The organism is Acidiferrobacterales bacterium (assembly GCA_028820695.1).
Classification (GTDB): domain Bacteria; phylum Pseudomonadota; class Gammaproteobacteria; order Arenicellales; family JAJDZL01; genus JAJDZL01.
In genome coordinates, this window is record JAPPIB010000049.1 from 51,097 (window position 1) to 75,700 (window position 24,604).

General features: G+C 51.1%; 20 protein-coding genes. 11 read left to right on the forward strand and 9 right to left on the reverse strand.

Annotation, left to right across the window (positions count from 1 at the left end; all coding sequences use genetic code 11):
• Window position 1: 1 nt before the first annotated feature.
• From rdgB to OXI60_07965, 3 genes are all read right to left on the reverse strand, one after another.
• A complete protein-coding gene (gene rdgB, locus OXI60_07955; protein ID MDE0309745.1) occupies window positions 2–610 on the reverse strand; it encodes an RdgB/HAM1 family non-canonical purine NTP pyrophosphatase in 609 nt (202 codons plus the stop codon).
• On the reverse strand, window positions 607–1,326 hold the full coding sequence (gene rph / locus OXI60_07960; protein MDE0309746.1) for a ribonuclease PH: 720 nt from the start codon (window positions 1,324–1,326) through the stop codon (window positions 607–609). The genes rdgB and rph overlap by 4 nt, the downstream gene beginning before the upstream one ends.
• Before the next feature lie 173 nt (window positions 1,327–1,499).
• The gene (locus OXI60_07965; protein MDE0309747.1) at window positions 1,500–1,982 is read right to left on the reverse strand and encodes a hypothetical protein; all 483 of its coding nucleotides are present in this window, start codon (window positions 1,980–1,982) and stop codon (window positions 1,500–1,502) included.
• Between the two features lie 485 nt (window positions 1,983–2,467).
• On the opposite strand from OXI60_07965, the gene OXI60_07970 reads away from it, so the two are divergent.
• Entirely contained in the window at window positions 2,468–2,968 is a 501-nt protein-coding gene (locus OXI60_07970) for a hypothetical protein (protein ID MDE0309748.1), read from the forward strand.
• A gap of 25 nt (window positions 2,969–2,993) precedes the next feature.
• Here the strand turns inward: OXI60_07970 and OXI60_07975 are convergent, their stop codons facing one another.
• From OXI60_07975 to OXI60_07985, 3 genes are all read right to left on the reverse strand, one after another.
• Window positions 2,994–6,197, reverse strand: a complete 3,204-nt coding sequence (locus OXI60_07975; GenBank protein MDE0309749.1) for an AAA family ATPase — start codon at window positions 6,195–6,197, stop codon at window positions 2,994–2,996.
• A gap of 10 nt (window positions 6,198–6,207) precedes the next feature.
• Window positions 6,208–7,446, reverse strand: coding sequence for an exonuclease SbcCD subunit D C-terminal domain-containing protein (locus OXI60_07980; GenBank protein ID MDE0309750.1), 1,239 nt, complete (start codon window positions 7,444–7,446; stop codon window positions 6,208–6,210).
• A 331-nt stretch (window positions 7,447–7,777) separates the two neighbouring features.
• Window positions 7,778–8,017: a VIT domain-containing protein gene (locus OXI60_07985; protein ID MDE0309751.1), complete on the reverse strand. Its 240-nt coding sequence runs from the start codon at window positions 8,015–8,017 to the stop codon at window positions 7,778–7,780.
• A gap of 268 nt (window positions 8,018–8,285) precedes the next feature.
• Here OXI60_07985 and ttcA point away from each other — a divergent pair, with 268 nt between their 5' ends.
• Together ttcA and OXI60_07995 are read left to right on the forward strand one after the other, a co-directional pair.
• On the forward strand, window positions 8,286–9,161 hold the full coding sequence (ttcA, locus tag OXI60_07990) for a tRNA 2-thiocytidine(32) synthetase TtcA (GenBank protein ID MDE0309752.1): 876 nt from the start codon (window positions 8,286–8,288) through the stop codon (window positions 9,159–9,161).
• On the forward strand, window positions 9,148–10,482 hold the full coding sequence (locus tag OXI60_07995) for a M18 family aminopeptidase (GenBank protein ID MDE0309753.1): 1,335 nt from the start codon (window positions 9,148–9,150) through the stop codon (window positions 10,480–10,482). The genes ttcA and OXI60_07995 overlap by 14 nt, the downstream gene beginning before the upstream one ends.
• Before the next feature lie 8 nt (window positions 10,483–10,490).
• Here OXI60_07995 and OXI60_08000 read toward each other — a convergent pair whose 3' ends face one another.
• Window positions 10,491–11,267: a helical backbone metal receptor gene (locus tag OXI60_08000; GenBank protein ID MDE0309754.1), complete on the reverse strand. Its 777-nt coding sequence runs from the start codon at window positions 11,265–11,267 to the stop codon at window positions 10,491–10,493.
• 132 nt (window positions 11,268–11,399) lie between these two features.
• Between OXI60_08000 and OXI60_08005 the strand changes: the two genes are divergently transcribed.
• On the forward strand, window positions 11,400–13,817 hold the full coding sequence (locus OXI60_08005) for an FAD-dependent oxidoreductase (protein ID MDE0309755.1): 2,418 nt from the start codon (window positions 11,400–11,402) through the stop codon (window positions 13,815–13,817).
• A 17-nt stretch (window positions 13,818–13,834) separates the two neighbouring features.
• Complete coding sequence (locus tag OXI60_08010; GenBank protein MDE0309756.1) at window positions 13,835–15,094, forward strand: MFS transporter; 1,260 nt, start codon at window positions 13,835–13,837, stop codon at window positions 15,092–15,094.
• Between the two features lie 38 nt (window positions 15,095–15,132).
• Here the strand turns inward: OXI60_08010 and OXI60_08015 are convergent, their stop codons facing one another.
• On the reverse strand, window positions 15,133–15,348 hold the full coding sequence (locus OXI60_08015; GenBank protein ID MDE0309757.1) for a hypothetical protein: 216 nt from the start codon (window positions 15,346–15,348) through the stop codon (window positions 15,133–15,135).
• A gap of 128 nt (window positions 15,349–15,476) precedes the next feature.
• Here OXI60_08015 and OXI60_08020 point away from each other — a divergent pair, with 128 nt between their 5' ends.
• Window positions 15,477–17,012: a trimethylamine methyltransferase family protein gene (locus OXI60_08020; GenBank protein MDE0309758.1), complete on the forward strand. Its 1,536-nt coding sequence runs from the start codon at window positions 15,477–15,479 to the stop codon at window positions 17,010–17,012.
• 35 nt (window positions 17,013–17,047) lie between these two features.
• On the opposite strand, the gene OXI60_08025 is transcribed toward OXI60_08020, so the two are convergent.
• Window positions 17,048–18,079 carry an NADP-dependent oxidoreductase gene (locus OXI60_08025; protein MDE0309759.1) on the reverse strand — a complete coding sequence of 344 codons (1,032 nt, stop codon included), beginning with the start codon at window positions 18,077–18,079 and terminating at the stop codon, window positions 17,048–17,050.
• Window positions 18,080–18,450: 371 nt separating this feature from the next.
• Here OXI60_08025 and OXI60_08030 point away from each other — a divergent pair, with 371 nt between their 5' ends.
• From OXI60_08030 to OXI60_08050, 5 genes are all read left to right on the forward strand, one after another.
• Window positions 18,451–19,137: a fumarylacetoacetate hydrolase family protein gene (locus OXI60_08030; GenBank protein ID MDE0309760.1), complete on the forward strand. Its 687-nt coding sequence runs from the start codon at window positions 18,451–18,453 to the stop codon at window positions 19,135–19,137.
• Window positions 19,138–19,488: 351 nt separating this feature from the next.
• A complete protein-coding gene (locus OXI60_08035; protein MDE0309761.1) occupies window positions 19,489–21,063 on the forward strand; it encodes an ABC transporter substrate-binding protein in 1,575 nt (524 codons plus the stop codon).
• A 50-nt stretch (window positions 21,064–21,113) separates the two neighbouring features.
• Complete coding sequence (locus OXI60_08040) at window positions 21,114–22,067, forward strand: ABC transporter permease (protein ID MDE0309762.1); 954 nt, start codon at window positions 21,114–21,116, stop codon at window positions 22,065–22,067.
• Between the two features lie 9 nt (window positions 22,068–22,076).
• Window positions 22,077–22,913 (forward strand): ABC transporter permease, encoded by an 837-nt coding sequence (locus OXI60_08045; GenBank protein MDE0309763.1) that lies wholly within the window; start codon window positions 22,077–22,079, stop codon window positions 22,911–22,913.
• A 39-nt stretch (window positions 22,914–22,952) separates the two neighbouring features.
• Window positions 22,953–24,572, forward strand: a complete 1,620-nt coding sequence (locus OXI60_08050; GenBank protein MDE0309764.1) for an ABC transporter ATP-binding protein — start codon at window positions 22,953–22,955, stop codon at window positions 24,570–24,572.
• Window positions 24,573–24,604 lie beyond the last annotated feature (32 nt).

Consider the following 24,604-nt stretch of genomic DNA (forward strand, 5'->3'; position numbering starts at 1 on the left):
GTCAGTGGTATTCGTTCAGTAGTTGTTCGACCATGCTGCGCAACGCCTTCCCCCGATGACTGATCCGGTTTTTCTCGTTCGGTGCAAGTTCGGCCAGCGTGCACTCAAGCTGTGGAACCCAGACAACCGGGTCGTAGCCGAATCCGTAGTCGCCCTGTGCCCGATCGTGCACGCGGCCGTGCAATGTGCCATCTGCGATCAGGGGGGAGGCGTCAGCAACGTGTCTGACATAGACCATCAGGCAGCGAAATCGGCAGTTCCGATCGTCGCCTTGCATCTGTTTAAGTTTACCCAGAAGTTTGGCTATGTTGCGTTCATCATTTGCGCCGGGATCAGAGTAGCGCGAGGAGATTACACCTGGCTCGCCACGGATTGCATCGACCACGAGGCCGGAGTCATCAGCAATGGCTGGCAGTCCCGCTGCCGCGGATGCATGTCGGGCTTTGATCAGGGCATTTTCGACGAAAGTCGGTTGGTCCTCGACCGCCTCTTCTATGCCGAACTCAGACTGCGAGACAACGTGAATCCTGGTGTCGCGAAGCATGCGGTTTATTTCGTCAATCTTTCCTGGATTGTTGCTCGCCAATACGATTCGGGAGGGGATTGTCACTGCTGCAACGCCTGTTTCTGGGCATCAATCAAAGTGGAGATCCCCGACTTGGCGAGTTCGGACATGGCAATGAGCTGGTGCAGGGAAAAGTCATCCTTCTCCGCAGTGCCTTGAATTTCAATGAAGCATGCGTTCTCATTCATTACGAAATTCATATCGGTCTGAGCGTTTGAATCTTCAGCGTAGTTGAGGTCCAGGCACAGTTCGTCATTGATCATTCCGACTGATACTGCGGCAACATGATTCCGGATGGGATTTTCGAAGATTTTCCGGTGCTCAAGCAATGTTTGAACTGCGTCTGCAAGGGCGATAAATCCACCGGTGATCGAGGCGCAGCGGGTTCCGCCGTCGGCCTGAAGCACATCGCAATCGACGATGATCGATCGTTCCCCGAGCATTTCAAGATCGATGCATGAGCGAAGGCTGCGTCCGATCAGACGTTGAATCTCCTGTGTTCGGCCGCCTTGCCGGCCCCGTGCCGCTTCCCTGGAACTGCGCTCAATGGTTGACCCTGGCAACATGCTGTATTCGCCCGTCACCCAGCCCTGGTTTTTGCCGCGCAAATGAAAGGGTACCCGGTCGTCGATGCTGGCTGTGCACAGTACACGGGTATCACCGGTTTCCATCAGTACTGAACCGGCGGCATGCTTTGTGAATCTCCGCGTAATCCGAACGGGTCGCAGCTGATTGCTGGGTCTTTCGTGTGTTCGTTTCATGTCGGTTGAATTGCAGTACTATCTTTGGGACTGTGAGGCTGAATATGGCAGATTATTGTACCTGTTCCGTCAGGCTCCGTTGCCGCTGTTCAACAAGGGGTTTTGTTGTACAGCCGACGTTGGCGGGTGTAGAATTTGAGTTCCAGCCTTACTGTTGAAAAAACCAGTCAATTCTAGTCTGTAACGCGCACGCCCACCAGTTCAAAGTCCCAAAACAGAATGCCTTTTTGGACGGCGTTCCTGAAACTGATATTGTCCTGAAAATCCCTGGCCTGGCGGGGTGGGACATTGAGCGCGACAAAATCGACCTGCTCACCGATGACCGGGCATTCGTCGGTCACGGTTTCGGTACCGGAGGGGCAGTCGCGCAAGGTTATCTTGACCAGGACATCGGTGATAACCTTGCTGGAAGAATTCGATACGCGCCCCGAATAATCCCAGCTCTCGCCATAAGACTCCTCAGCTTTCACGTCATCAAGCTGAACCAATTCCCTTTCTATCGGAAAACCTGCGGTTGAGGATTCATCCAGGTTCAGAAAGTAAAGCGTTGCGACGAGCGCACCCACTGCACCGAGCAGGCTGAAACCGACTTTTGGAGAATAGTAACTGACTACGACAAGCGCAGTGCACACGATAGCCAATGCGATCCAATGCATAGTTTGGGTTCTTTTCTTGTAACTACTTACCCCTCAATTTTACACCTCCTGAGGGGGCAAGTAGTTACTGCAGGAGTTTATGAATTTTGTAATTGACAGCGACTGCAGCGGATGAAGTATCGCGAAAATCTTCCCGCTGGATGCCCACCCGCAGATGCTGAGAGTATCGAGAATTATCGATTCATCTTCAGACCAGTGCGACAAGAACAGCCAGCAAATGATGATTTCAAATCGCAACGAGCGAAAAATCCAACTGCTGATTTTTATGGGGTATCAGAGTGTCAGGCCTTGGGACTATCAGTTCATACGACAAAAGATGCGTCTGAATAAATGAAAAAACTGCCCAAATTTCGCAAATATATGATTTGTCGTGTGAAATTGAAAAGTGGTGCGGCGAGGATTCAACAAACGGGGTCTTGTTCTTTTCACCATATCTGGTGGCCATTCGTCAAATGCGATATGCGTATTCGCTGGTAAATTGTTTCATGGAAAATCAAATGTTGAATATTCGTTACAAGTCGACTCTATTTGAGTACGACGGTCCGCAAGTTTTTGAAGCGAGAGACCGAATAGGGGGGGGGCGCTATATCGCGGTAGCGGTAGAAGACAATGGGACAGATTGTCAATATTTGGTAGTTGGAACCGAAGTGGAAAAACTCCGCAAATTTCGTACAGGCGAAATGGACTTGCGTTCTTTGATTGTCGACTCCAGTCAGCACGGATGGTATTTGACTCTATCTGATGCAAATAAAGATGAACCGGTAACAATACAGCCACAGTATGGCAGTTTGCACGAACAGGATAATTTACCTGAACCAGATTTTTTCTTGCATGACAGTCCAGCAACAAATACTCTAATTGCAGAGACACGTTCCAGAGACAATTCAGTTGTGCAAGTTGCTTCTTCGGTAATGATCTCCTCGCCTAAGCGAGATCGGGGTTTTGGTTTCGAATGGCTGCAGATGCCAGTAATTGCCGGGCAGTGATATGCCACAATTTGCGCTATAGGTGTCAATAAGCAACGTTGATCCCTTTGCATCCTGGACCGTCAATGCGGCTTTTCCCTCCAGATTGCTGGGTGACTCGGATTTGGGTGTTTATCCTTTCGCGAAGGGCGGGGACATGAGAAATAAGACCAATCAGTTTGCCTTGCGCCTGCAATCCGGTCAGCGTGTCTAAAGCGATATCGAGCGCTTCCTCATCGAGTGTTCCGAATCCTTCATCAAGGAACAGCGAATCGACGCTGACGTTTTGGCTTGCCATGTGTGACAGGCCGAGTGCCAGCGACAGGCTGACAATAAAGCCTTCTCCGCCCGATAAATTTTTCGCGGTTCTGATCTCGCCGGCCTGATAGTTGTCGATGACGTTGATTTCCAATGGCTGGTGTTCCTCGCGAGTCAGCACATAACGATCTGTCATTTTCTTCAGTTGCTCGTTTGCATAGTAGATCATCACTTCAAATGTCAGTCCCTGAACAAAACTGCGATACTTGTTTCCATCGGCCGATCCAATGATGGCGTGCAGGTTATTCCACTTGTCATGCTCTTTTTGCTGGGCGTCCACTTGCTCTTTCTTTATCTTCCAGCCCTCCTTCGCTTTCTCGTTGTCTTCCAAATTCTGTTCGAGTGCGCCGATTCTTTCACTTATTTTTCTTACCACGCACTTGTACTCATCCAATCGCGCTTGAAGATCTTCAAGTGACTTGTCCGTAATTTTCTTGTCTTTTTCCGTCCGTAATTTCGACTCCGCGTCCTTGATTTGAGCCTCAAGGGAAACTTTCCTTTCGTTCAAATCATTAAATTCAGTTTCGAGAATCCCAATCTCGTGCTGAGTCAGCCTGGCATCACAGAAATCCTTCTCATCTGTGAAACCATGCGTCTTAAGCGCGACTTCAAATGCTGGTTCCAGTTCTTGCAGATTTGATTCCTCATTGGCGATCTCTTTTAACAGGGTAGTTTCCTTAGTTCTTGCCTGAAGCAATTCGTTTTCTTTTTCTCTGAATTCTTCTTCGACTTTCTGCTTGGTTTCTTCGGCATGCTTAACAGCTTGTCTCAAGGCCTCTTCTTCCTCATCAGGGTTCTTGTCACCAAACAGATCTTGTCGTTTTCGCTCTTTCGCGGAACACTTTCTTTCTTCTTTATCCAAAGAATCTTGAAGCTCATCGACCGATTGTTTGCGGTCGTTCAATTTGGCTTGCAATCCATCGATCCTGGCCTGTATTTCCGTACGCTGTTCCTGCAATTTGATCTTTCTTTCTACATGGGTTGTCCAAGAGTCTCGCCTCTCGATGAGCTCAACGTAAAGCTCTATGGCATCTTCAGGAATGCTTACAACTCCCAAGGGCTTGAGTTGATCAAGGATGTTCGATTCGATGATTTCATATTCAGTTCGAAGTTCTTCGAGTTTCCGTCGAATTTTCAGCAGACTGCTTTGTTTGGCAGTGATATCCTGCGACGATAGTTTAACCTTGTATTCAGCGGCCGAAACCGCATTGGATGCCTTGGAAGTGATCTCTTCGAGTTTTTTGATTTCTTCCTTAAGTTCCTCACGTTGGTTGATCAAAGAATTGATTTCTTCAGAGTCGAGAACATGACTGGGAAATTCTGGCAGATCTTTCTCATCTTTATGTTCTGTTGATCCGCAAACCGGACAAGGTTCGCCGTCTTTGAGTTTTGCTTGAAGTTCTCCCAAGACAACACTGGTATTGTTTGCGTCAATCTGCACCTGCAACCGGTCAAGCTGAAGTCGATTTTCATCGTAATTGTTCTGTTCTCTTTTCAAAGTCTTCTCAAGAGTGCTTAACGACTCCTTCCTCTCGTGAAGCAATATTTTCGCTTCATCGCAGTCTCCGCGAAGTTCATCGTGTTCACTGATATTGTTTTGGATGTCTCGAGATACTCGGTTCAGGTTGCTTATGTCAGCTTTGACACTCTGTAGATTTTCGACCAGCCATTTATCAGCTTCGTCAGTTCTCAGATACGCGGCGGTCGCTTCAATTTGTTCCTCGATTGAATTGAGCTCCTTTTTTTCTGCATTAAATTGCTTGTCTAACGACTCGATCTCTTCTTGCATGGTGTGGATTTTGCTTATCAAACTTTGAATCGAATCTCGCATGACGCGAATTCTATCGTCGATGAGTCGGACCTCAGTGATCACAGGAGCTATAGTTTCCTGTGTTGCTTTTGCTTTTTCGAATACTTTTATCGCTTCCTTAAGCTTTGCACTCAAATTTTCAACCTGAGGCTCCAAAACTCGAATCTGAGAAGAATTTTCTTCGACAGAATCCCGATGTCCTTGAAGACGTTGACGAGAACCTGAGAGTTTTTGGTATTCAACTGCGAGTCGAAGAGCTTGATTTGCTCTTTTGAGTCTAACCTTTTTCGGAGCGAAGTTATCAATCTCGATTTGCAATTCCTCAAGACTTTGCTTCAACCCGGTTATTACTTTCTCTAACTGGTCGATTGTTTCTCGCCACTGAATCGCCTTGCCGGTTTTGTCGATTTTTGCAGTGACTTTACGGAGTTTTGCTTGTTTCGCTTGAAGTTTACGCCTGATTCTTTTTTCTTCTTTTCGCGTGAGTACATGGATATTCTCTAACTCAAATTTCAACTTTTCGAGTTTAGACCGCTCAATCGTTCTTCGCTCATGCACCGCTATTGAAATGTCGCTATAAACTTCAGTCCCTGTAATTTGCTCCAGAATCGGTGCTCGCTCTTTGGGCTTGGCATTCAGAAACGCAGCGAAATCCCCTTGCGCAAGCATCATTGAGCGAGTGAATCGGCTAAAGTCCATGCCGGTCAAATATTCAACTTTGTTTGCAACCCCAGCTATGCCTGTTACCAGAATCTCGCCGGTATCATGTTTAGAGATTTCATGCTGAGGTGCCTGGAGATTTCCGTCCGGTTTGTTGCCGGCCCGCCTTTGACTCCAGTAGCAGCGGAAGCGGTCTTCTTGGGTTTCGAACGTGACTTCAGAAAAACATTCGCCCGTTTGGCGCGACATGATCTCGTTGGTACTCTTGGTGACCTTGTTCAGACGCGGAGTGCTTCCATAAAGCGACAGACATATCGCATCGAGTATTGTGGATTTGCCGGCCCCGGTGGGACCGATGATCGCGAAGATGCCATCCGCTTCAAATGCCGGGTTTTTAAAGTCGATTGTCCATTCACCGGCCAATGAATTCAGATTCTTGAATCGTATCTGCTGTATTCGCATTTTTGCCTCCTTATACGGACATCGTGTCCTGTTCAACGATAGAAGCAAGAATCTCTTTGTGAGCATCGCGCAAATCACAGATCTGTTCGTCCGGAACTTGATGCGCCTCCAAACATTGTTTGAAAATCTCATTGGGTTCGAGTTCTGGAAGTTTTCCTTCGTTACCTAGGTCAGGTGGTTTAACGCCGATGTTGCGATTGTTTTTCACCCGAAGAATTTCAATTTTGCTGTTGTCTATCTCCTGTTCCAAATCATTGCGCAAGCTGGCGCGGACTTCAGCGCTGTCGTACACCACGTCAAGCCAGACATTTTTTCCAGCAGCCTTGAGATCTGCGATGCCCTGCGAGATGTCATTCCAATTCCCTTTTAGAAGTTTCAATTCTTGGAAAACGGGTATTTCGATTTGTGTAACCGATGGAGCGGTGCCTTCAAATTCAACCATACAGACAACTTTTTGCTGCCCGGCTTCTCCAAACCCCATTGGCAGAGGTGAGCCGCAGTAACGAATGGTTTCTTGTTGCCCGACCCGCTGTGGGATATGAAGATGACCCAGTGCAACGTAGTCGAAGCATTTTGGGAATATCCCGCCTGACACATGAGCCAGTGAACCAACGTACAGTTCACGGACACCATCACCATCTTCGACCTTCCCGCCCGCTGCGAACAAGTGTCCCATACCGACAATGGGCACATCAACATTCAATGTACGTCGTTTTTCTTCGGCGACTTGTCCGACTCGCTGGTAGTGGCGCCGAATTCCCTCAATCAAATTTTTCCCTTTATCTTTAATGCTTTCACCAGGTATTGCAGTACGAATATCCCTGTCTCTCAAATACGGCACAGCGCATACGATCGCTTCGGGCAGATTTTGTTCATCGGAAAGAACCAGCACTTCGTCTTCCGGCGTGTCTGGTGTGATGCTGCCCACCACGTGAACATTGAGCGACTTTAGCAAGCTCTTCGGTGCATCCAGAAACGTCGGTGAATCGTGATTGCCGCCGATAATGACGATGTGGCGGCATTTCGATGCGGCCGCTTGATGCAATAAGTCGTAATAGATTTCCTGAGCTCGGTTGCTCGGCGTGGCGTTATCGAATATGTCACCCGCGACAAGCAGCACATCGATGCTGTTCTCTTTCACCGTCTCTACCAGCCAGGCAAAGAAATTCTCAAATTCTGCGAAGCGCCTTTTCCCGTATAGAGTGCGCCCAATATGCCAGTCAGAAGTATGGAGAAATTTTATGGACATATTCTTTACCTTGAATCGGGCCGCCGACCTTGAAAAACTGGCCGGCTGCCAATACACAGCGCGCACATAGTGCCGCAAATAATTTCGATTGGATATTTAGAATTCATTGTCTATTGCGTAACTTTATCCGTAATCCGTCTTGTTCTCAAACTTCCTGGCAGTCTGTGAGAGTCTGGTGCGTCACAAGATGAAAATCAGTGTTTGGTTGACACCAAAAATCGCTGAACTAACAGGTTCACCGTGCTGCATTCGTTTCAGCCAGCCAAACATGCCAGGCACCGCCTGTCTCGTAACTTGATTACCTGGCATACCCAGCAAGACTGAAATGTCACTAACCCCTGATCTGTCGAGCACCAGTATTGAGACCGCTGTCCCGTATCGCATAGTTCATATTATTTCCGTTGATCAGTCCGATAATTCTTAACAATTCCAGCAATACCGCGTCAAGCGGGAGTGGGAAAGTATAGACGGCTTCAATATTTCGGTTTTCAAGACTTTCATAAATCTGGGTTACCGCGACTTCCGACATCAGTCCCCGCAGTTTTGCCTGAAAATCGACAGATTCAAGAATACACTCCTCCCCAGATGAAGGGTGTTCAACTTGTCCATTGCCAACGTGTTCCTGTGCGTTTTCGGATCACTGTCAGCAATCCGTTTGCGGAAAACAGGTGTCAATCGACCTCTGACCGGATGAGAATCATCGAACTTTCGCTAGTCTTGCCATGAGCCTGATGTTACTGATCGGAAGCAATGCATTCCTGTGGATTGCAGAATTTGAATGACGTGCAATTGGGTGAGAGATACAAAACATTCTGTAAAATACTTCAGGGTTCTAACCAATGAGTCTTTCTGTGAACAATCGCCCTGTAAGTTCTGTCGAGTTGGCAAGTCCACCGCGTTTTGATTCGCCTCGGGACCGTTACGACTTCAACAAAATTCGCAAGAGATTACAGCGAGAAGTCGGAAACGCGATCAGGGACTTCGGCATGATCTCGGACCAGGACCGAATCATGGTCTGTCTGTCCGGCGGCAAGGATTCCTACACCCTGCTGGATATCCTGAAAGATCTTCAGCAGCGCGCACCGGTGAATTTTCAAGTTGAGGCGGTGAATCTGGATCAGAAGCAACCAGGATTTCCACCCGATGTGCTGCCTCAATATCTCGAGTCACTGAATATTCCCTATCACATCATTGAAGCGGATACGTACAGTATCGTGCGTGATGTTATTGAAGAGGGTAAGACGATGTGTGGCCTATGCTCACGTCTCCGAAGGGGAATACTCTACAATTTTGCGGATGAGCACGGATTCAACAAGATTGCGCTTGGCCATCATCGGGATGACATCGTCGAGACGTTGTTTCTGAACATGTTCCACGGTGGCAGGATCAAGGCGATGCCGCCCAAGCTGCGAAGTGACGACGGAAGGAATATCGTGATCAGACCTTTGGCCTATTGCAAGGAATCTGACATTCAGAAGTATGCCGCGAAACGACAGTTCCCGATCATCCCCTGTAACCTGTGCGGGTCGCAGGAGAAACTGGAGCGTGTGAGAATCAAGAAAATGCTCAGTGAGTGGCACAAGGAATACCCCGGTCGGGTCGAGAATATATTCCGAAGCCTGCAAAATATCTCGCCCTCACAACTGGTTGATCGGAATCTGTTTGATTTCGCATCGGTCGATTCCCTCGGGAGCCGGTCTGATGAAAAGGAGTGATATGGCAACAGTTTCGACTGCCGAGTCACCGCAGTTATACGGCGACTCAATCGCTGATTTCATCCATCGCTCACCGTCTCCTTACCATGCGTCAAGCAGTCTGGCTGATCTTCTTGAGAGTGCTGGATTCATACGCCTGTCAGAACAGGACAAGTGGAGTCTCGAATCCGGAGGTAAATACTACGTCACCAGGAACGACACCTCCCTCATCGCATTTCGTTGTGGACGGAATCCCGCTGATTCCGCAGGTATACGGGCCATCGGTGCGCATCTCGACAGCCCCTGTCTGAAACTCGCACCCGATCCGGTTCTGAAACGACATGGTTACCGACAGCTGAACGTGGAGGTCTACGGCTCGCCGCTTTTGAGGACCTGGTTTGATCGCGACCTCTCGATTGCTGGTCGTATTTTTTTCGACGATGGGGCGAGCGGAATCAGAAAGTGCCTGATTCACAAGGCCGACCCGCTCGCAGTCATACCAAGCATCGCGATTCATCTGGAACGGGATGCGAATGTCCGCCAGGAAGTCGATAGTCAAGCTCATCTGAATCCGGTTATAGCCGACGACGTCGATTCCCTAGAGGCGTTCCTTTCGGTTGGGGAAGACCTCACCGAGTCCGGATATGACAGTCAGAGATTGCTCGGTCACGACCTGAGCCTGTACGATGTGAATCCACCGGAGCGACTGGGAACGGACGGTTTGCTGATTTCCAGTGCGAGAATTGACAACCTGCTGAGTTGTCACGCAGGTGCCATTGCAATCGCCGAGGCGCAGACAGACAACTTCTGCCTGTTGGTCTGCAGCGATCACGAAGAGGTTGGAAGCATGTCTGATTCCGGGGCGGACGGACCGTTTCTGGCGTCTGTACTGCAAAGGACAGTCGGACTGGATCCGACAGTGATCGGTCGGTCACTGCTTGTATCGGCTGACGGTGCACACGGTATTCATCCGAACTATCCGCACAAGCATGATGAGCAGCACGCGCCGGCAATCGGCGGCGGACCGGTGATCAAGGTCAATGCCAACCAAAACTACGCATCGTCCGGCGAATCGATTGCCTGCATACGGAAACTGTGTGAAAGCATCAACGTTCCGCATCAGGTCTTTATCTCAAGAAACGATATCCGGTGCGGGACAACGATCGGCCCGATTGTCGCATCTGAGATTGGAATACCGACCGTGGACATCGGTGTTGCCCAGTTTGCGATGCACTCCATTCGGGAACTCGCCAGTGTCGTTGATGCGTTGGGTTTCAGGAAGTTGCTGCAAGCGGTTCTGGAATCCGAAAAAGTCAATCAAGCGCAATGGACGGGGACTTGAGCGCCACCTTACCGCGGCTTTGCATCAAGTTGACGGGCAATTTTCTTCAGTTCGATAAATCCGTCCATCAGTCGCGGTGACGGCCGGCCAAGATGTGCTTCGGAAATTCGGAATACATTCTGATTTCTGACAAAACTGGTTTCCTGCCATAGAGGATTGCGATACACCACTTTCGGTCGGTATTTGTCAAACTGCACACCGCACCAGGAGATTACGACAGCATCTGGGTTGAGATCCCTGACTTCCTCATCGGTCAGAGGCGTGCTCTTCACATCTCTTTGTGCGAGAGGGTTGATGAGCCCGGCCGCATCCATGAGATACTGTACCCAGGAATTCTTTCCCGGGGCAATGACCGGTTTGGGCCACCATTGAACGATGAGACTCGGCGCGGATTGTGCGGTCGCGTTGCCTTGGATGGTCTCACGCATATCATTGATCACATTGTCTGCGCGGGTAGGGACATCCAGCAGCTCCCCGATCGTACGAATGTTGTGATAAACGTCCTCAAGGTTCAATGGTTCAGGCGCAATAAACGGCAGTCCGGCCGATTCCAGTCCTGCAACGACCTTTTCGTGCCCTGGCACGGTCAGCGATGCCAGCACCAAGTCAGGTTTGAGGGCTGCTACTGCGTCGATATCGATATTCAGGTCAGGTCCCACCCGAGGCAGTCTCAAGACAATCTCCTCGGGATAGTCGGAGTGGTTGTCGACACCGACGATCTGGTCACCACACCCAAGAGCGCAGACGATTTCAGTATTGGAGCAGGTGAGGGAAACGAGCCGCAAGAAACTTCTCCGCTAGAGTTGGATTTGGAAGGTCCGGTCTGGAATAATAACGTAATTCCAGTTCGATACCAATAGAATAATGTGCACTGATCGCAATTACTTTCCGAAGCGGCGTAAACGCTTTCAATGGTCATGAGAAATCACTATCGAGCGGTTGTCATTGGCGGGGGCGTCGTTGGTGCCAGTGTTCTATATCATCTTGCCAAACTAGGTTGGTCCGATATCGCCCTGATCGAGCGAAAGGAGCTGACTGCAGGTTCTACCTGGCACGCTGCCGGCGGGTTTCACCCGCTGAACAACGATCTCAATATCTCAAGTCTTCAGACCTACACGATCAATCTCTACGAGGAAATTCAGCGTGAGAGTGGTCAGGATATCGGCGCGGTCAGAAGCGGCGGCATCATGCTTGCGGCAAGCGCTGCGCGCTGGGAGCATCTGAAGTATATGCGGACAATCTTTCAGACCATGGAAATTGAGCCTGAACTGATCACCCCGTCACAGATCAAGGACATGTTTCCGCTTATGGACACCTCTGATCTGCATGGCGGACTGTTGCACGAATATGAAGGACACCTTGATCCTCATAGTACCACGATGGCTTATGCCAAAGCGGCGCAGCTGCGCGGTGCCGAAATCATTGTGCGAAACCAGGTATTGGAACTGAACTATCGCCCGCAAGGCGCGTGGGATGTTATCACCGAACACGGTGCGATCGTCGCTGAACACGTCGTGAACGCCGGCGGACTATGGGCACGAAAAGTAGGAAGGATGGCCGGTGTCGATCTGCCCGTCACGCCGATGCAGCATCATTATCTTGTGACCGAAGACATACCGGAGATTGTGGCACGGGATGAGGGCCTTATATCGATACTTGATCTCGATGGATTTACCTATCTTCGACAGGAGCGCAATGGCCTGCTGATGGGGGTATATGAGTTGAATCCGAAAATCTGGAATCTTGAAGGCGCACCGTGGGACTACGGCATGGAACTCATTCCGGAGGAGATTGATCGGATCGCACCGCAACTGAGCAAGGGTTTTGCCCGCTATCCGATGCTGGAAAAAGTCGGGATCAAACGCTGGGTGAACGGTGCGTTCACCTTCACTCCGGACGGAAACCCGCTTGTCGGGCCCGTACCGGACTTGCACAACTACTGGGTCGCCTGCGGGGTCATGGCCGGCTTCAGCCAAGGCGGCGGTGTTGGCTTGTCGCTGGCACAATGGATGGTGCACGGGGAGCCGGGAGCGGATGTCTTCGGAATGGATGTCGCACGTTATGGACAATTTGCGAGCGAACCCGGATATCTGGCTGATACTGCGCGGCAGTTTTATGCCAGACGGTTTGTATTGACCTATCCGAACGAGGAACTTCCAGCAGGACGACCGCTTGTCACGTCCCCGATTTATGACAATCTCAAACAGCAAGATGCAGTTTTCGGTTGTCTGTGGGATCTCGAAGTTCCTTTATTCTTTGCTCCGGGTCAACCCGATTTTCAGGAGACGCCCACACTGAAACGGTCAAACGCCTTCGACCTGATTGGTCAGGAGGTGGCAGCAGTTCGACGTGCTGTCGGTATTGTCGACATCACAGGCTTTTCTCGCTATGAGGTCACCGGAACCGGGAGCGAGAAGTGGCTGAACAATATCCTTGCGTGCCGTCTGCCAAGTGTGGGAAGGATACGACTTGCACCGATGCTCGCGCCCAGTGGTCGTCTGATGGGTGACTTGACAGTCATGCGTCTTGGTCAAGACCGCTTCTGGCTTTTGGGTTCATACTATCTTCAGTCTTGGCACATGCGCTGGTTTCTTCATCACCTGCCAGAAAACGGCGTGAAGATCAGAAACTTGTGCCGCGAGATCAGCGGAATTTCGATCGCCGGTCCGAACTCCAGAAAGTTGCTTGAGGATTTGTTGCAAAGCAAGCTCTCGAATGCGGATTTTTCTTTTCTAAGGTGTGGAGAGTTTGAATTTGACGGAGTCAAGGCCGTAATCGGACGTATTTCGGTAACCGGGGAACTCGGCTATGAAATCAGTGTACCGGCCGAACATCAAGAGTTGCTGTATCGCAGACTGGTTGAATCAGGTGCGGATCATGACTTGAAACCGTTCGGGTTTCGCGCGATGACGAGTTTACGCTTTGAGAAAGGCTATGGTGCCTGGTCAAGGGAATTCACCTGCGCCTACACACCTGCCATGGCTGGACTGGATCGATTCGTCGACTTCGATAAACCCACCTTCATCGGGCGGCAGGCGGCGATGGATCAGCGCGAAACCAAACCCGAACAGAGGCTGGTTCTGCTGGAAGTTGACTCAACCGACGCTGACGTGACGCAGTTCGAGCCTGTTTGGGGCGAAGGTTGTCGTGTTGGATTCATTACATCTGGCTGTTACGGCCACTGGGTGAACAAGAGTCTGGGAATGGCATACATTGACATTGCGTCGCTGAATGAGACAACGCAATACTCGGTAGACGTAGTCGGAAAGCGGGTATCAGCACGAGTATTGCCGGAAGTACCGTACGATTCGTCCGGTGTTGTGTTGCGGAACTGAAAGGGCGGTCGGGTTCGATGAAAGAATATTTTGAGAAAAAGACAATTTCCTGGGCGATGTATGACTGGGCGAATTCCGCATTCGCCACTACAGTCATTGCAGGGTTTTTCCCGATATTCTTCAGGGAGTTCTGGTCAGTCGATGCCGAAAGTGTCGAGACTACATTCAGACTCGGTGTTGCGTCCTCAATTTCCAGTCTGATCATTGTCATACTTGCCCCCATTATTGGTGCGATCGCCGACCGTGCAGGTGCCAAGAAGAAATTATTGGTTGCTTTCGCGTTCGTCGGAATTCTTTCCACCTTTTGCCTGTATCTGGTCAGTTATGGATATTGGCAGCTTGCGATCGTGCTCTATGTAGTCGGTTCGCTTGGCTTTTCCGGGGCGAACGTGTTGTACGATGCCCTGTTGCTTGAAGTCGCTTCGGGTAACGACAGAATCCATTCGGTGTCGGGGTTCGGATTTGCACTTGGTTATCTCGGCGGTGGAATTCTATTCGCCATCAACGTATTCATGGTGCTTAAGCCGGAATTTTTCGGTCTCGCGGACGCCGGTGAAGCTGTGCGTTACAGCTTTGTCAGCGTCGCGGTCTGGTGGGCGATATTTTCCATTCCTCTCATTGTATTCGTTAAGGAAACTCCGTCAAAACAGTCACAAGGTGCGTTGAATTCGGTTTCAGTCGGCCTGCGACAGCTGAGAGACACTGTTCGGGATATTCGCACCAAGCGTACCATTGTGATTTTTCTTTTTGCCTACTGGTTTTACATTGATGGTGTCGATACGGTGTTCAGAATGTCGGTTGACTATGGATTGTCGATCGGACTAGATGCCAATGATCTGATCTCAGCGTTGCTGATGGTTCAATTTGTTGGGTTTCCCGCCGCCATCATATTCGGCAAACTGGGCCAGCGAGTCGGTCCGCGAACCGGTATCTATATCGGCATACTGGTCTATGTGGTTGCGACAATCTGGGCGTATTTCATCCAGAGCGGTGCGGAGTTTTTCGTGCTCGCGGCGATGATCGGAATGGTGCAGGGCGGAATTCAGGCGTTGAGCCGGTCACTATACGGACAGATGATTCCACCCGAGAGAGCTGGAGAATATTACGGATTCTATAACATGATCAGCAAATCTGCTGCGGTGATCGGGCCGTTTCTGGTGGGCTGGACCGCGGCAATGTTCGGGGCCAGAAACTCGATTCTTTCGGTGATCGTGCTTTTTGGCTTGGGCGCAATACTGTTGTATTACGTCAAGTCCCCACAAAGCGCCTCAGAATAGAATTTGCGCCGAATTCAAGTCCGGCCGGATGAAGTGTGTCACTCGCAATCCGGTTCTTCGTCGTCGGCCGCAGCAAGATCGGGGTCGGTGAGTTGAATTACAGTAGATTGTCCACTGCTTGCGTTTGCAAGTTCTGTAACCTCGTCGTTCGCGTTTTCGATAGTGCTGGCTGTTTCCTGGGCTGCGGAAACGGAAACCAGTAACGCAGACGCAAACAACGATAGGACCAATGAGTTGATCAATCTGAACATCATCAAGTCTATTCGCCTCCGTACGAATATGTTCCAATACAATAATACACCAAGTTTTGATGCTGAACCGCAGTGTTCTCACAACCATATAGACTCTGACTTCCAGTTTACAAGGTAAAACCAGGACGAAATTGCCAAAGCAAAGAAAGTCAAGACGCAGGCTGCCGACTGGTGCTGGTCAAAAAGTCGAGCAGCAGCCCCGACGGCGGGTCAGCAATAGATTTCCGCCAATCTGCGCGCTGTCGGAAGACGAAATCGAATTCATCCACGAATCCTCGCTGAAGGTGCTGGAACAGGTTGGAGTGGAAGTGATGTCTGCGGAGGGTCGCGAGTTGCTGTTGCGCGGGGGCGCGACACGAGGAAAGGCGGACGATCTGATCCTGATCGACAGGGGCCTGGTAGAGTCGTGCCTGAAGACCACACGCAGCAGTTTCAAGCTGCACGCCAGAAATCCCGACAATACGATTGAGTTCGGGACCGATCAAATCTGTTTCGCTCCGGTCGGCAGCGCACCTCACTCATCGGACCTGGACCGCGGGCGGCGGGCCGGAAATCACCGTGACTACCGTGATTTTGTGCGCCTCTCCCAGCAGCTGAATATCATTCATCTTGTCAGCGGCTATCCGGTTGAGCCGACTGACATTCATCCTTCGATTCGCCACATTGAGTGTCTGACTGATTTTGCGGTGATGACGGACAAGGTATTTCATGCTTATTCACTCGGCCGGCAAAGAAACCTGGATGCCTTCGAAATCGTCAAGATTGCCCGTGGGGTGGACGACGAGCAGCTCTGTCAGGAACCGAGTCTGCATACCATCATCAACTCAAATTCACCTTTGCGTCTGGACGCGAACATGGTCACTGGCATCATCGAGATGTCGCTGCGCAATCAAGTCGTTGTACTCACCCCGTTCACGTTGTCCGGTGCAATGGCGCCGGTGACGTTGTGTGGTGCCCTGACTCAGCAGAACGCGGAGGTTCTTTCAGGACTGGTCATTTCGCAACTGACAAAACCGGGCGCACCTTTTGTTTATGGCGGATTTACATCAAATGTGGACATGCGCTCCGGCGCGCCTGCATTCGGAACACCTGAGTACATGAAAGCGGCGTTGGCAAGCGGTCAATTAGCCCGACGCTATCAGCTGCCGTTTCGCTCTTCAAACACCAATGCGGCGAACTCGGTTGATGCACAATCAGCTTACGAATCGGTTTTCTCACTCTGGGGTGCCATCAACGGCCACGCTCACCTAATACTCCATTCAGCGGGCTGGATGGAGGGTGGACTCACCGCTTCATTCGAAAAGTTCGTACTTGACGCTGAGCTGCTGCAGATGATCTCGGAGTATCTTTTACCAATACCGATCAACGAAGCGGAAGTCGGTATCGATGCGATGGTTCAGGCCGGCCACGGTGGACATTTTTTCGGGACTGATCACACGCAGGAGCGTTATCGTGACGCGTTTCACACGCCGATGATTTCGGATTGGAGGAACTTTGAAACCTGGAGTGAAGCTGGGTCGCCACAGGCGGTGGAGCACGCGAATTCTTTGTACAAGGCTTTGCTTGCGCAATACGAGGAACCGCCGATTGATCCGGCAATACGGGAACAACTGGAAGATTTTCGGAAACGGAGAATTGAGGAAGGCGGTGTCAAGACCGACTTCTGAAAGGTCATCGCTTCAGTTGTTGGTTCTGCGGTCGGTCATTCCGGCAAGCCTTTGGCAAATTCCGTTCGAATGAGTTGTTTGCCCATGTTTTCTGAATGCAGAAGTTTGAGAAAGGCAGCGGGCATGTTTTGTATCCCATCCATGAAGTCAGTTTTGAACCTGAGTTTGCCATTACTTGCCAAATCGGCAAGTTCCCTGCGTGCTGTATCGTAGTGGGAGAGGTGATCAAACACCAAAAACCCGCTCACTTTCGCACGACTGACGAGAATCTGCCGCAAAAATCTCTCACCCATGTCGGGTGCATCGAACTTGTCTGCCAGACTGATTGTGCCGCAAACTATGATTCTTGCGCCTAAAGCGAGATTTTTCATGGCGGCGTCATGAATTGGCCCTGCCGTATTGTCAAAGAAGATGTCGATACCGTCGGGACAGGCTGCTGCAATTTCTTCTGTCAGATTGGTTGCTGAGCGATAGTTCACACCCGCGTCGTATCCGAGCTTTCGACACCAATCGAGTTTGGAGTCTGCACTCGCAACCGCGACTGCCCGACAGCCAGCTGCTTTCGCCAGTTGCCCCGCGACTTGCCCGACCGCACCGGATGCAGCTGAAATCAGGACGGTGTCGCCCTTGACCGGGTTGCCCACATTTCTCAGCGCGCACCAGGCAGTGATGCCGGGCATCCCGATATAACTGAGCCAGGCATGTGGCGGGCCGACATCCGGGTCGACGCGGGTTGCCGTCTCGGGGTCCAGGATCGAATATTCCTGCCAACCGAAGTTGAAGGATTCGATGAGGTCGCCAGTATTCCATTGTGGGTGTTTGGACTCGATGACTTCGGCAACGGCACCGCCGATCATCACGTCGCCGAGTTCGACGCCTTTCGCGTATCCGCGCTTGGAACTGATCCGACCGCGCATGTAGGGATCAACAGACAGATACAGTGCACGTGCGAGAACCTGACCGTCATCGGGAGTTGTGATTGCAGATGTTTCAAGCCGCCAGTTGCTGACATCCGGCATGCCCTCGGGATACGAGGCGAGCACCCAGCTATGATTGGTACCGATCACAGACGTTCAATCTCCTCAAAATTCTTATGATGATGTACAGGTCAAGCATTATCCGACATGTGAGGTGTAAGTTGTGACTATTGACACCTCGCAATGCGGTCTCGAAAGCCTGAATTGTATAGTGCTGGCGTCAGCTGGAGTTGAGGTAGCGATCGGGACTGCGATCATGCACACTGCGTTGACCTCACCCAACTGACAGTTTTTCGCGAAATCCAGCCCCAGCCCACCGAAGCCTTGGCACTGTGCAGTGACAACCCAGCCCTGCATGACTCCACCGTCGCTTGCCCAATATTCCGAAACTGTACCCAACCCAATGAATTTCGTTAAAATTGCACACGTTCAATGTATCGGGCCAACTACGAGTTGATAGGATGAATTACGTAATTTCTGATTTTGGTCGCGCTGAGGCAGCAGTTAAAAATTCCCAGTTTCGCTTCCCAGTCCGACGGATCTATCTGGTCGGCAGAAACTATGCCGAACACGCGCGGGAAATGGGACATGACCCGAATCGGGAAGAACCCTTTTTCTTCCAGAAGCCATCTGACGCAGTATTGCCTTCGGGAAGTGACTTTCCCTATCCCCCGGGGTCGAGCAATGTTCACCACGAAATCGAGTTGGTTGTCGCACTTCAATCCGGTGCCAGCGACATCAATCCCGAAGCCGCATTGGACCACGTCTACGGATACGCAGTCGGAATCGACATTACGCGGCGTGACCTGCAACAGAATATGAAAAAGATGGGTCGGCCGTGGGAAGCTGGCAAGTCATTTGATAAATCGGCGCCGATCAGCGAAATCGTCCCGGCGACCGAATGTGGACACCCGCAGTCCGGACGCATCTGGCTCAAGGTCGACAGCGAATTGCGCCAGCAAGGCGATCTCAATCAGCTGATCTGGTCAATTCCCGAAATCATCAGCAAATTGTCCGAGATGTTTGAGCTGTCGGCAGGCGACATAATTTTTACCGGAACGCCGGCGGGTGTTGGACCGATTGCCAGAGGAGACAGGCTGACCGGCGGTGTGGACGGCGTCTGCGACATAGATATCACAGTTGTATAGTCGGTTGTCCGGCAACGCCGCGGTCTCCATTACCGAAACGATTCCAAGCTCTTGCAGCAAGTCGTAGACGAGTTGCTGTCAGACATTTCCAACTCCAGCCCAGGCATGCAGATTATGTGTCTGCATCCCCCGCAGTCTGAGAGCCGAAAACACGGAAAATCATAATTATTGCGGCGTTATCAGAAAGTCCAACTACAAGGATTTGGTTCAATTTGTAGTCTTTGTGGTATAAATTTTGTTCATAATGGTCAGATTGACTTTGATTAGTTCTAACGTTTAGCGACTGGTTGCGCCATCAATGCTCAATTCAGGCTAAATAATTTGATGAAGTTAGACGGAGGTATCCAATTAATGAAAATTCATGAACTTAAACGGGCTTTTGAGCTCGGTAAAATCAGCAGAAGGGAGTTTCTGCAACGCACTGCAGCAATAGGTGCAGTCATCGCGGCACCTACAAGTCTGGTGTCCGCGACCGCGCACGGTATGCAAAAGCATGGCGGCGTGCTCCGACTGGGAATGGGCGGTGGATCCACCACGAATACACTTGACCCCGGGACCCATCCGGATTCAGTACCCATCAATCTGGAGCACCAGCTTCGCAACTATCTGATCGAGATTTCACCAACAGGCGAACTGATTGGGGAACTAGCGGAAAGTTGGGAAACCAAACCCGGTGCGGTGGAATGGATTATGGAACTTCGCAAAGATGTTGAGTTTCATAACGGCAAGACGATGACATCCGCCGATGTGATCCATTCGATCCAGCATCACATTCGCGAGGACTCCACCTCTGCGGTGGCCGGACAGATGGGCCAGATCGCTGAGATGAAAGCGGACGGCGATAATGTTGTGAGAATCACGCTGAAGAGCGGAAATGCTGACTTCGCATGGTTGCTGACCGACTATCACGTGTCTATCTTTCCGACAGAAGGCTGGGAATCCGGTGTAGGGACCGGCCCATTCAAATTGGTTTCGTACGAACCAGGTGTGCGATCGGTAGTCGAGCGTTTTCCCAACTACTTCAAGGAAGGACTTCCTTACTTCGACGGAGTCGAGATCACAGTGATTTCTGATGCCGCTGCACGGGACAACGCGCTCAAGACCGGTCAGGTGGATGCAACGAATCGTGTGAGTCAGCGAACAGCCAATCTGCTTGACCGCGCACAAGGCGTAAGCGTTCACAAGATTGTTGGAACCAAGCACTATACGGTTCCAATGCTGACCAACACGCCACCGTTTGATAACGTCAAGGTGCGTCAGGCACTTCGTCTCGCGGTTGATCGTGAAGCATTGCTGAAAACAATACTTGGTGGCCACGGCGAAGTCGGCAATGATCTCCCGATTGGTCGCAATCAGGAGTTTTACAACACTGAACTTCCCCAGCGCGAGTATGACCCCGACCAGGCAGCGTTCCTGCTCAAGGAAGCTGGCATGGAAGGGCTTGCTATTGAACTGTCAGCAGCCGATACCGCGTTTGATGGTGCAGTCGATGCTGCGGTTCTTTATGCGGAGCATGCAAAAGCTGCCGGTATCAACATCAACGTGATCCGCGAGTCGAATGACGGATATTGGTCCAATGTCTGGCAGCAGAAACCCTGGTGCATGTGCTATTGGTCAGGACGTCCAACCCAGGACTGGATGTGGACAATTGCGTATGAGTCTGGTGGTGCCTGGAACGACAACCACTGGGAAAATGCATCATTTCAGCAATTGCTCAAGGATGCCCGGGTAGAGGTTGATCCGGCCAAGCGCAAGGATATGTATTGGGAAATGCAACGTCTGCACTGGGAAGAGGGAGGCACGGTTGTACCGTTGTTTGCCGCTGACCTGATGGGCGTATCTGACAAGATTGTGTTACCCGAGAACATCGCGGTCAACTGGGAACTTGACGGTCACCGGTGTACCGAGCGTTGGAGCTTTTCGTAAACATAGCTAAAGGCATTAGTCCGATTGAGTCAGTACGGTAGCGCGAATCCATGGGGCTCACGAGGCTTATCGCGAAACGTATTGCTTTCGGACTGATCACCTTAATTGTAATTACGCTACTGATATCTCTTGCTCTGGAGGCGTTGCCCGGTGATTTTGCCGAGCAACGCCTTGGGCAGACAGCCACACCCGAAACCATCGCTGCAATCAGGGCGCAGCTGGGTCTCAACGAGCCCATCTTGGTCCGATACTGGCAATGGCTGAGCAAATTTCTGCAAGGCGACATGGGAGTCTCACTCTCAAACTCCCGTCCCGTCTCGGAGTTGCTTGCCACCAGACTCGGCAACACATTGTTTCTGGCGAGTTCGGCAGCCATCGTCGCAGTTCCTTTGGCTCTGTTTCTGGGAATTCTTGCGGCTCTTTATCGGGAATCCCTGCTCGACAAGATGATTTCAACATCGACCTTGGCAGCAATATCCCTTCCGGAATTCTTTGTCGGTTACATCCTGGTTGCTCTCTTTGCCGTCAACTGGCAATTCTTTCCCGCAATATCCAGCATATCGGATAGTATGACGCTGGGTGAGAAGATTTATGCGTCACTGCTGCCAATAGCAACACTGACCCTCGTGATTGTGGCGCACATGATGCGCATGACGAGAGCTGCGATTATCAATCTCATGCAGAGCCCATTTATCGAAATGGCGACATTGAAGGGGTTGAAGCGCAGTCGGATCATTGTGCACCACGCACTGCCGAATGCGCTGTCACCGATTATCAATGTGATTGTGCTCAACCTGGCCTATCTCGTTGTAGGTGTGGTGGTCGTCGAGGTTGTGTTCATCTACCCGGGGTTGGGCTTGCTGATGATCGATTCCGTCACGTCCAGGGATCTGCCAATCGTACAAGCCTGTATTCTGATCTTTGGCGCAACCTACATTTCGCTGAACATGCTAGCCGATATTCTGTCCATCATCAGCAATCCGAGATTGCGCCACCCTCGCTGAGGATCTGGTATGCGGTTTTGGATTTCGCTGAAAAGGGCAGGCTTGCCGGCGCACATCGGAATCGTTGTAATTTCGCTGTATGCCTTCGCTGCGCTGTTCGCGCCCTGGCTGGCGCCTTATGGTGAAAGTGAGGTTGTCGACGCTGTGCCATGGGCGACACCCGAAGAGAGTGGAACCCTGCTCGGTCTGGACCAGCTCGGACGCGACCTCTACACCCGGGTTCTTTACGGAGCCAGAAATACCATCGCCCTGGCGATGGGCATTACCATTTTGGCATTTTTCATGGGAATGACTGCTGGTTTTTTTGCCGCGGTCGTCGGCCGTTGGGTGGATCTTCTGCTCAGCCGGATCGTGGACATCATCATGGCGTTTCCGACCCTGTTTTTCGCGTTGATCGCATTGTCGATATTCGGCACCTCCATTCCGGTATTGGTATTCGTCATCGCCACTTTGGACTCGACTCGTGTCTATCGGATTGCACGCGCACTGGCTATGGATGTCAACGTGATGGAATACGTTGAGGTCGCCCGTCTTCGCGGAGAAGGACTGTTGTGGATCATGCGCCGCGAGATTCTTCCGAATACACTGACACCGCTGCTGGCGGAATTCGGTCTTCGGTTCTGCTTCGTTTTTCTGTTTATCAGTTCCTTGAGTTTTCTCGGAATCGGGATTCAGCCGCCTTCAGCGGATTGGGGAGCCATGGTGCGTGAGAACGGCGTTGCGATCACCTACGGTATATTCACACCGCTGGTGCCCGCCGCAGCGATCGCGGTACTTACGATTGCCGTCAATCTAGTCGTTGACTGGTTTCTCAGAAAAACCGCCGGTCTGCGTGAAGAATATTGATCGTATATCGCCTTGGTTACCAAGCCGGATGACTCGAACATGAGTGAACCAATCCTGACAATCAGAAATCTTCAGATCGAGGGATTTGCCGATGAGCAGTGGAAACCGATTGTCAACGGCATAGATCTTGACCTGAATCGGGGGGAGGTTTTGGGCCTGATCGGTGAGTCAGGCGCAGGCAAGTCCACGATTGGCATCGCGGCCATGGGCTATTGCAGACCAGGTTGTCGGATGGTCGGCGGTACGATTGATTTTGACGGCATTCAGATTCATGAATTGAAAAGTGAACAGATCCGGCAAGTGCGAGGCGTTCGGATTTCCTATGTTGCGCAAAGTGCCGCAGCATCGTTCAACCCGGCACATCGACTGATTGATCAGTATGCTGAGACACCGGTACAGCATGGCGTCCTCAAGTTTCAGCAAGCAGCGAACAATGCCCGTGCGATGTATGCCACATTGGAACTTCCCGACCCGGATAACATTGGCAAGCGATATCCCCATCAGGTATCAGGCGGTCAATTGCAACGGGCCATGGTGGCGATGGCGATGTCCTGCGAACCTGACCTGATCATTTTTGACGAGCCGACAACTGCCTTGGACGTGACAACGCAGATTGAGGTACTGGCAGCCATCAAGGACGTCGTGCGAAGATTCAATACCGCGGCAATCTATATTACGCATGATCTCGCGGTGGTCGTGCAACTGGCCGACCGAATCATGGTTCTTCGCTATGGAGACCTCGTGGAGGAGTCCGAAACACACGAGATTCTGAAAAATCCCAAAGAACGTTACACCAGGGACCTGCTTGCAGTACGGACGTTCAAGAAAAATCCAGAGGATCTTGAGAAAGACGACGTGCCACTGATCGAGATCAATGATCTGCATGCTTCGTATGGTTTGGGAGACAAGGTTTTGGAGGACATCAATCTGACCGTCGAGAAAGGCCGTACGGTTGCGATTGTCGGCGAGTCCGGAAGCGGCAAGAGTACCCTTGCGAGAGCCATGACGGGGTTGCTGCCACCGTTGCAGGGAACCGTGAAGTATTCCGGTATCGAATTGCCGAAGTCGTACAAGGAGCGTACAAAAGATCAATTGCGCCAGATGCAGATGATCTACCAGATGCCGGATGTCGCATTGAACCCGCGTCAGAAACTTCGAGAGGTCATCGGTCGTCCGCTCGGATTTTATTTTGGAATCGACGGGGCGGAGCGAGACCGCCGTGTGAAAGAGTTGCTGGAGATGATTGAATTGCCCACCAACTACATTGATCGATTCACTCCGGAACTTTCCGGTGGACAAAAGCAGCGCGTCTGTATCGCAAGAGCGCTCGCAGCGCAGCCCGTTGTGATCATTTGTGATGAGGTGACATCCGCGCTGGACCAGCTGGTGGCGGAAGAGATTCTGAAACTGCTGGATCAACTGCAAAAAGAACTGAATATGACCTATCTGTTCATTACGCACGATTTGGCAACAGTAAAGGCAATTGCCGATGAGATCGTTGTCATGCTTCAGGGACGAATCGTGGAATCAGGTCTCAAGGACGAAGTGCTCACCCCACCGCATCACGAATATACGGAACTGCTGCTTAGTTCTGTACCTGAAATGAACCCCCATTGGCTCGATCGATTGTTGGAGTCTCGCGCCGCGGCGATGAGTTGACCCGCAGATCTGTGCGCGTCGCTTCTGAGCGG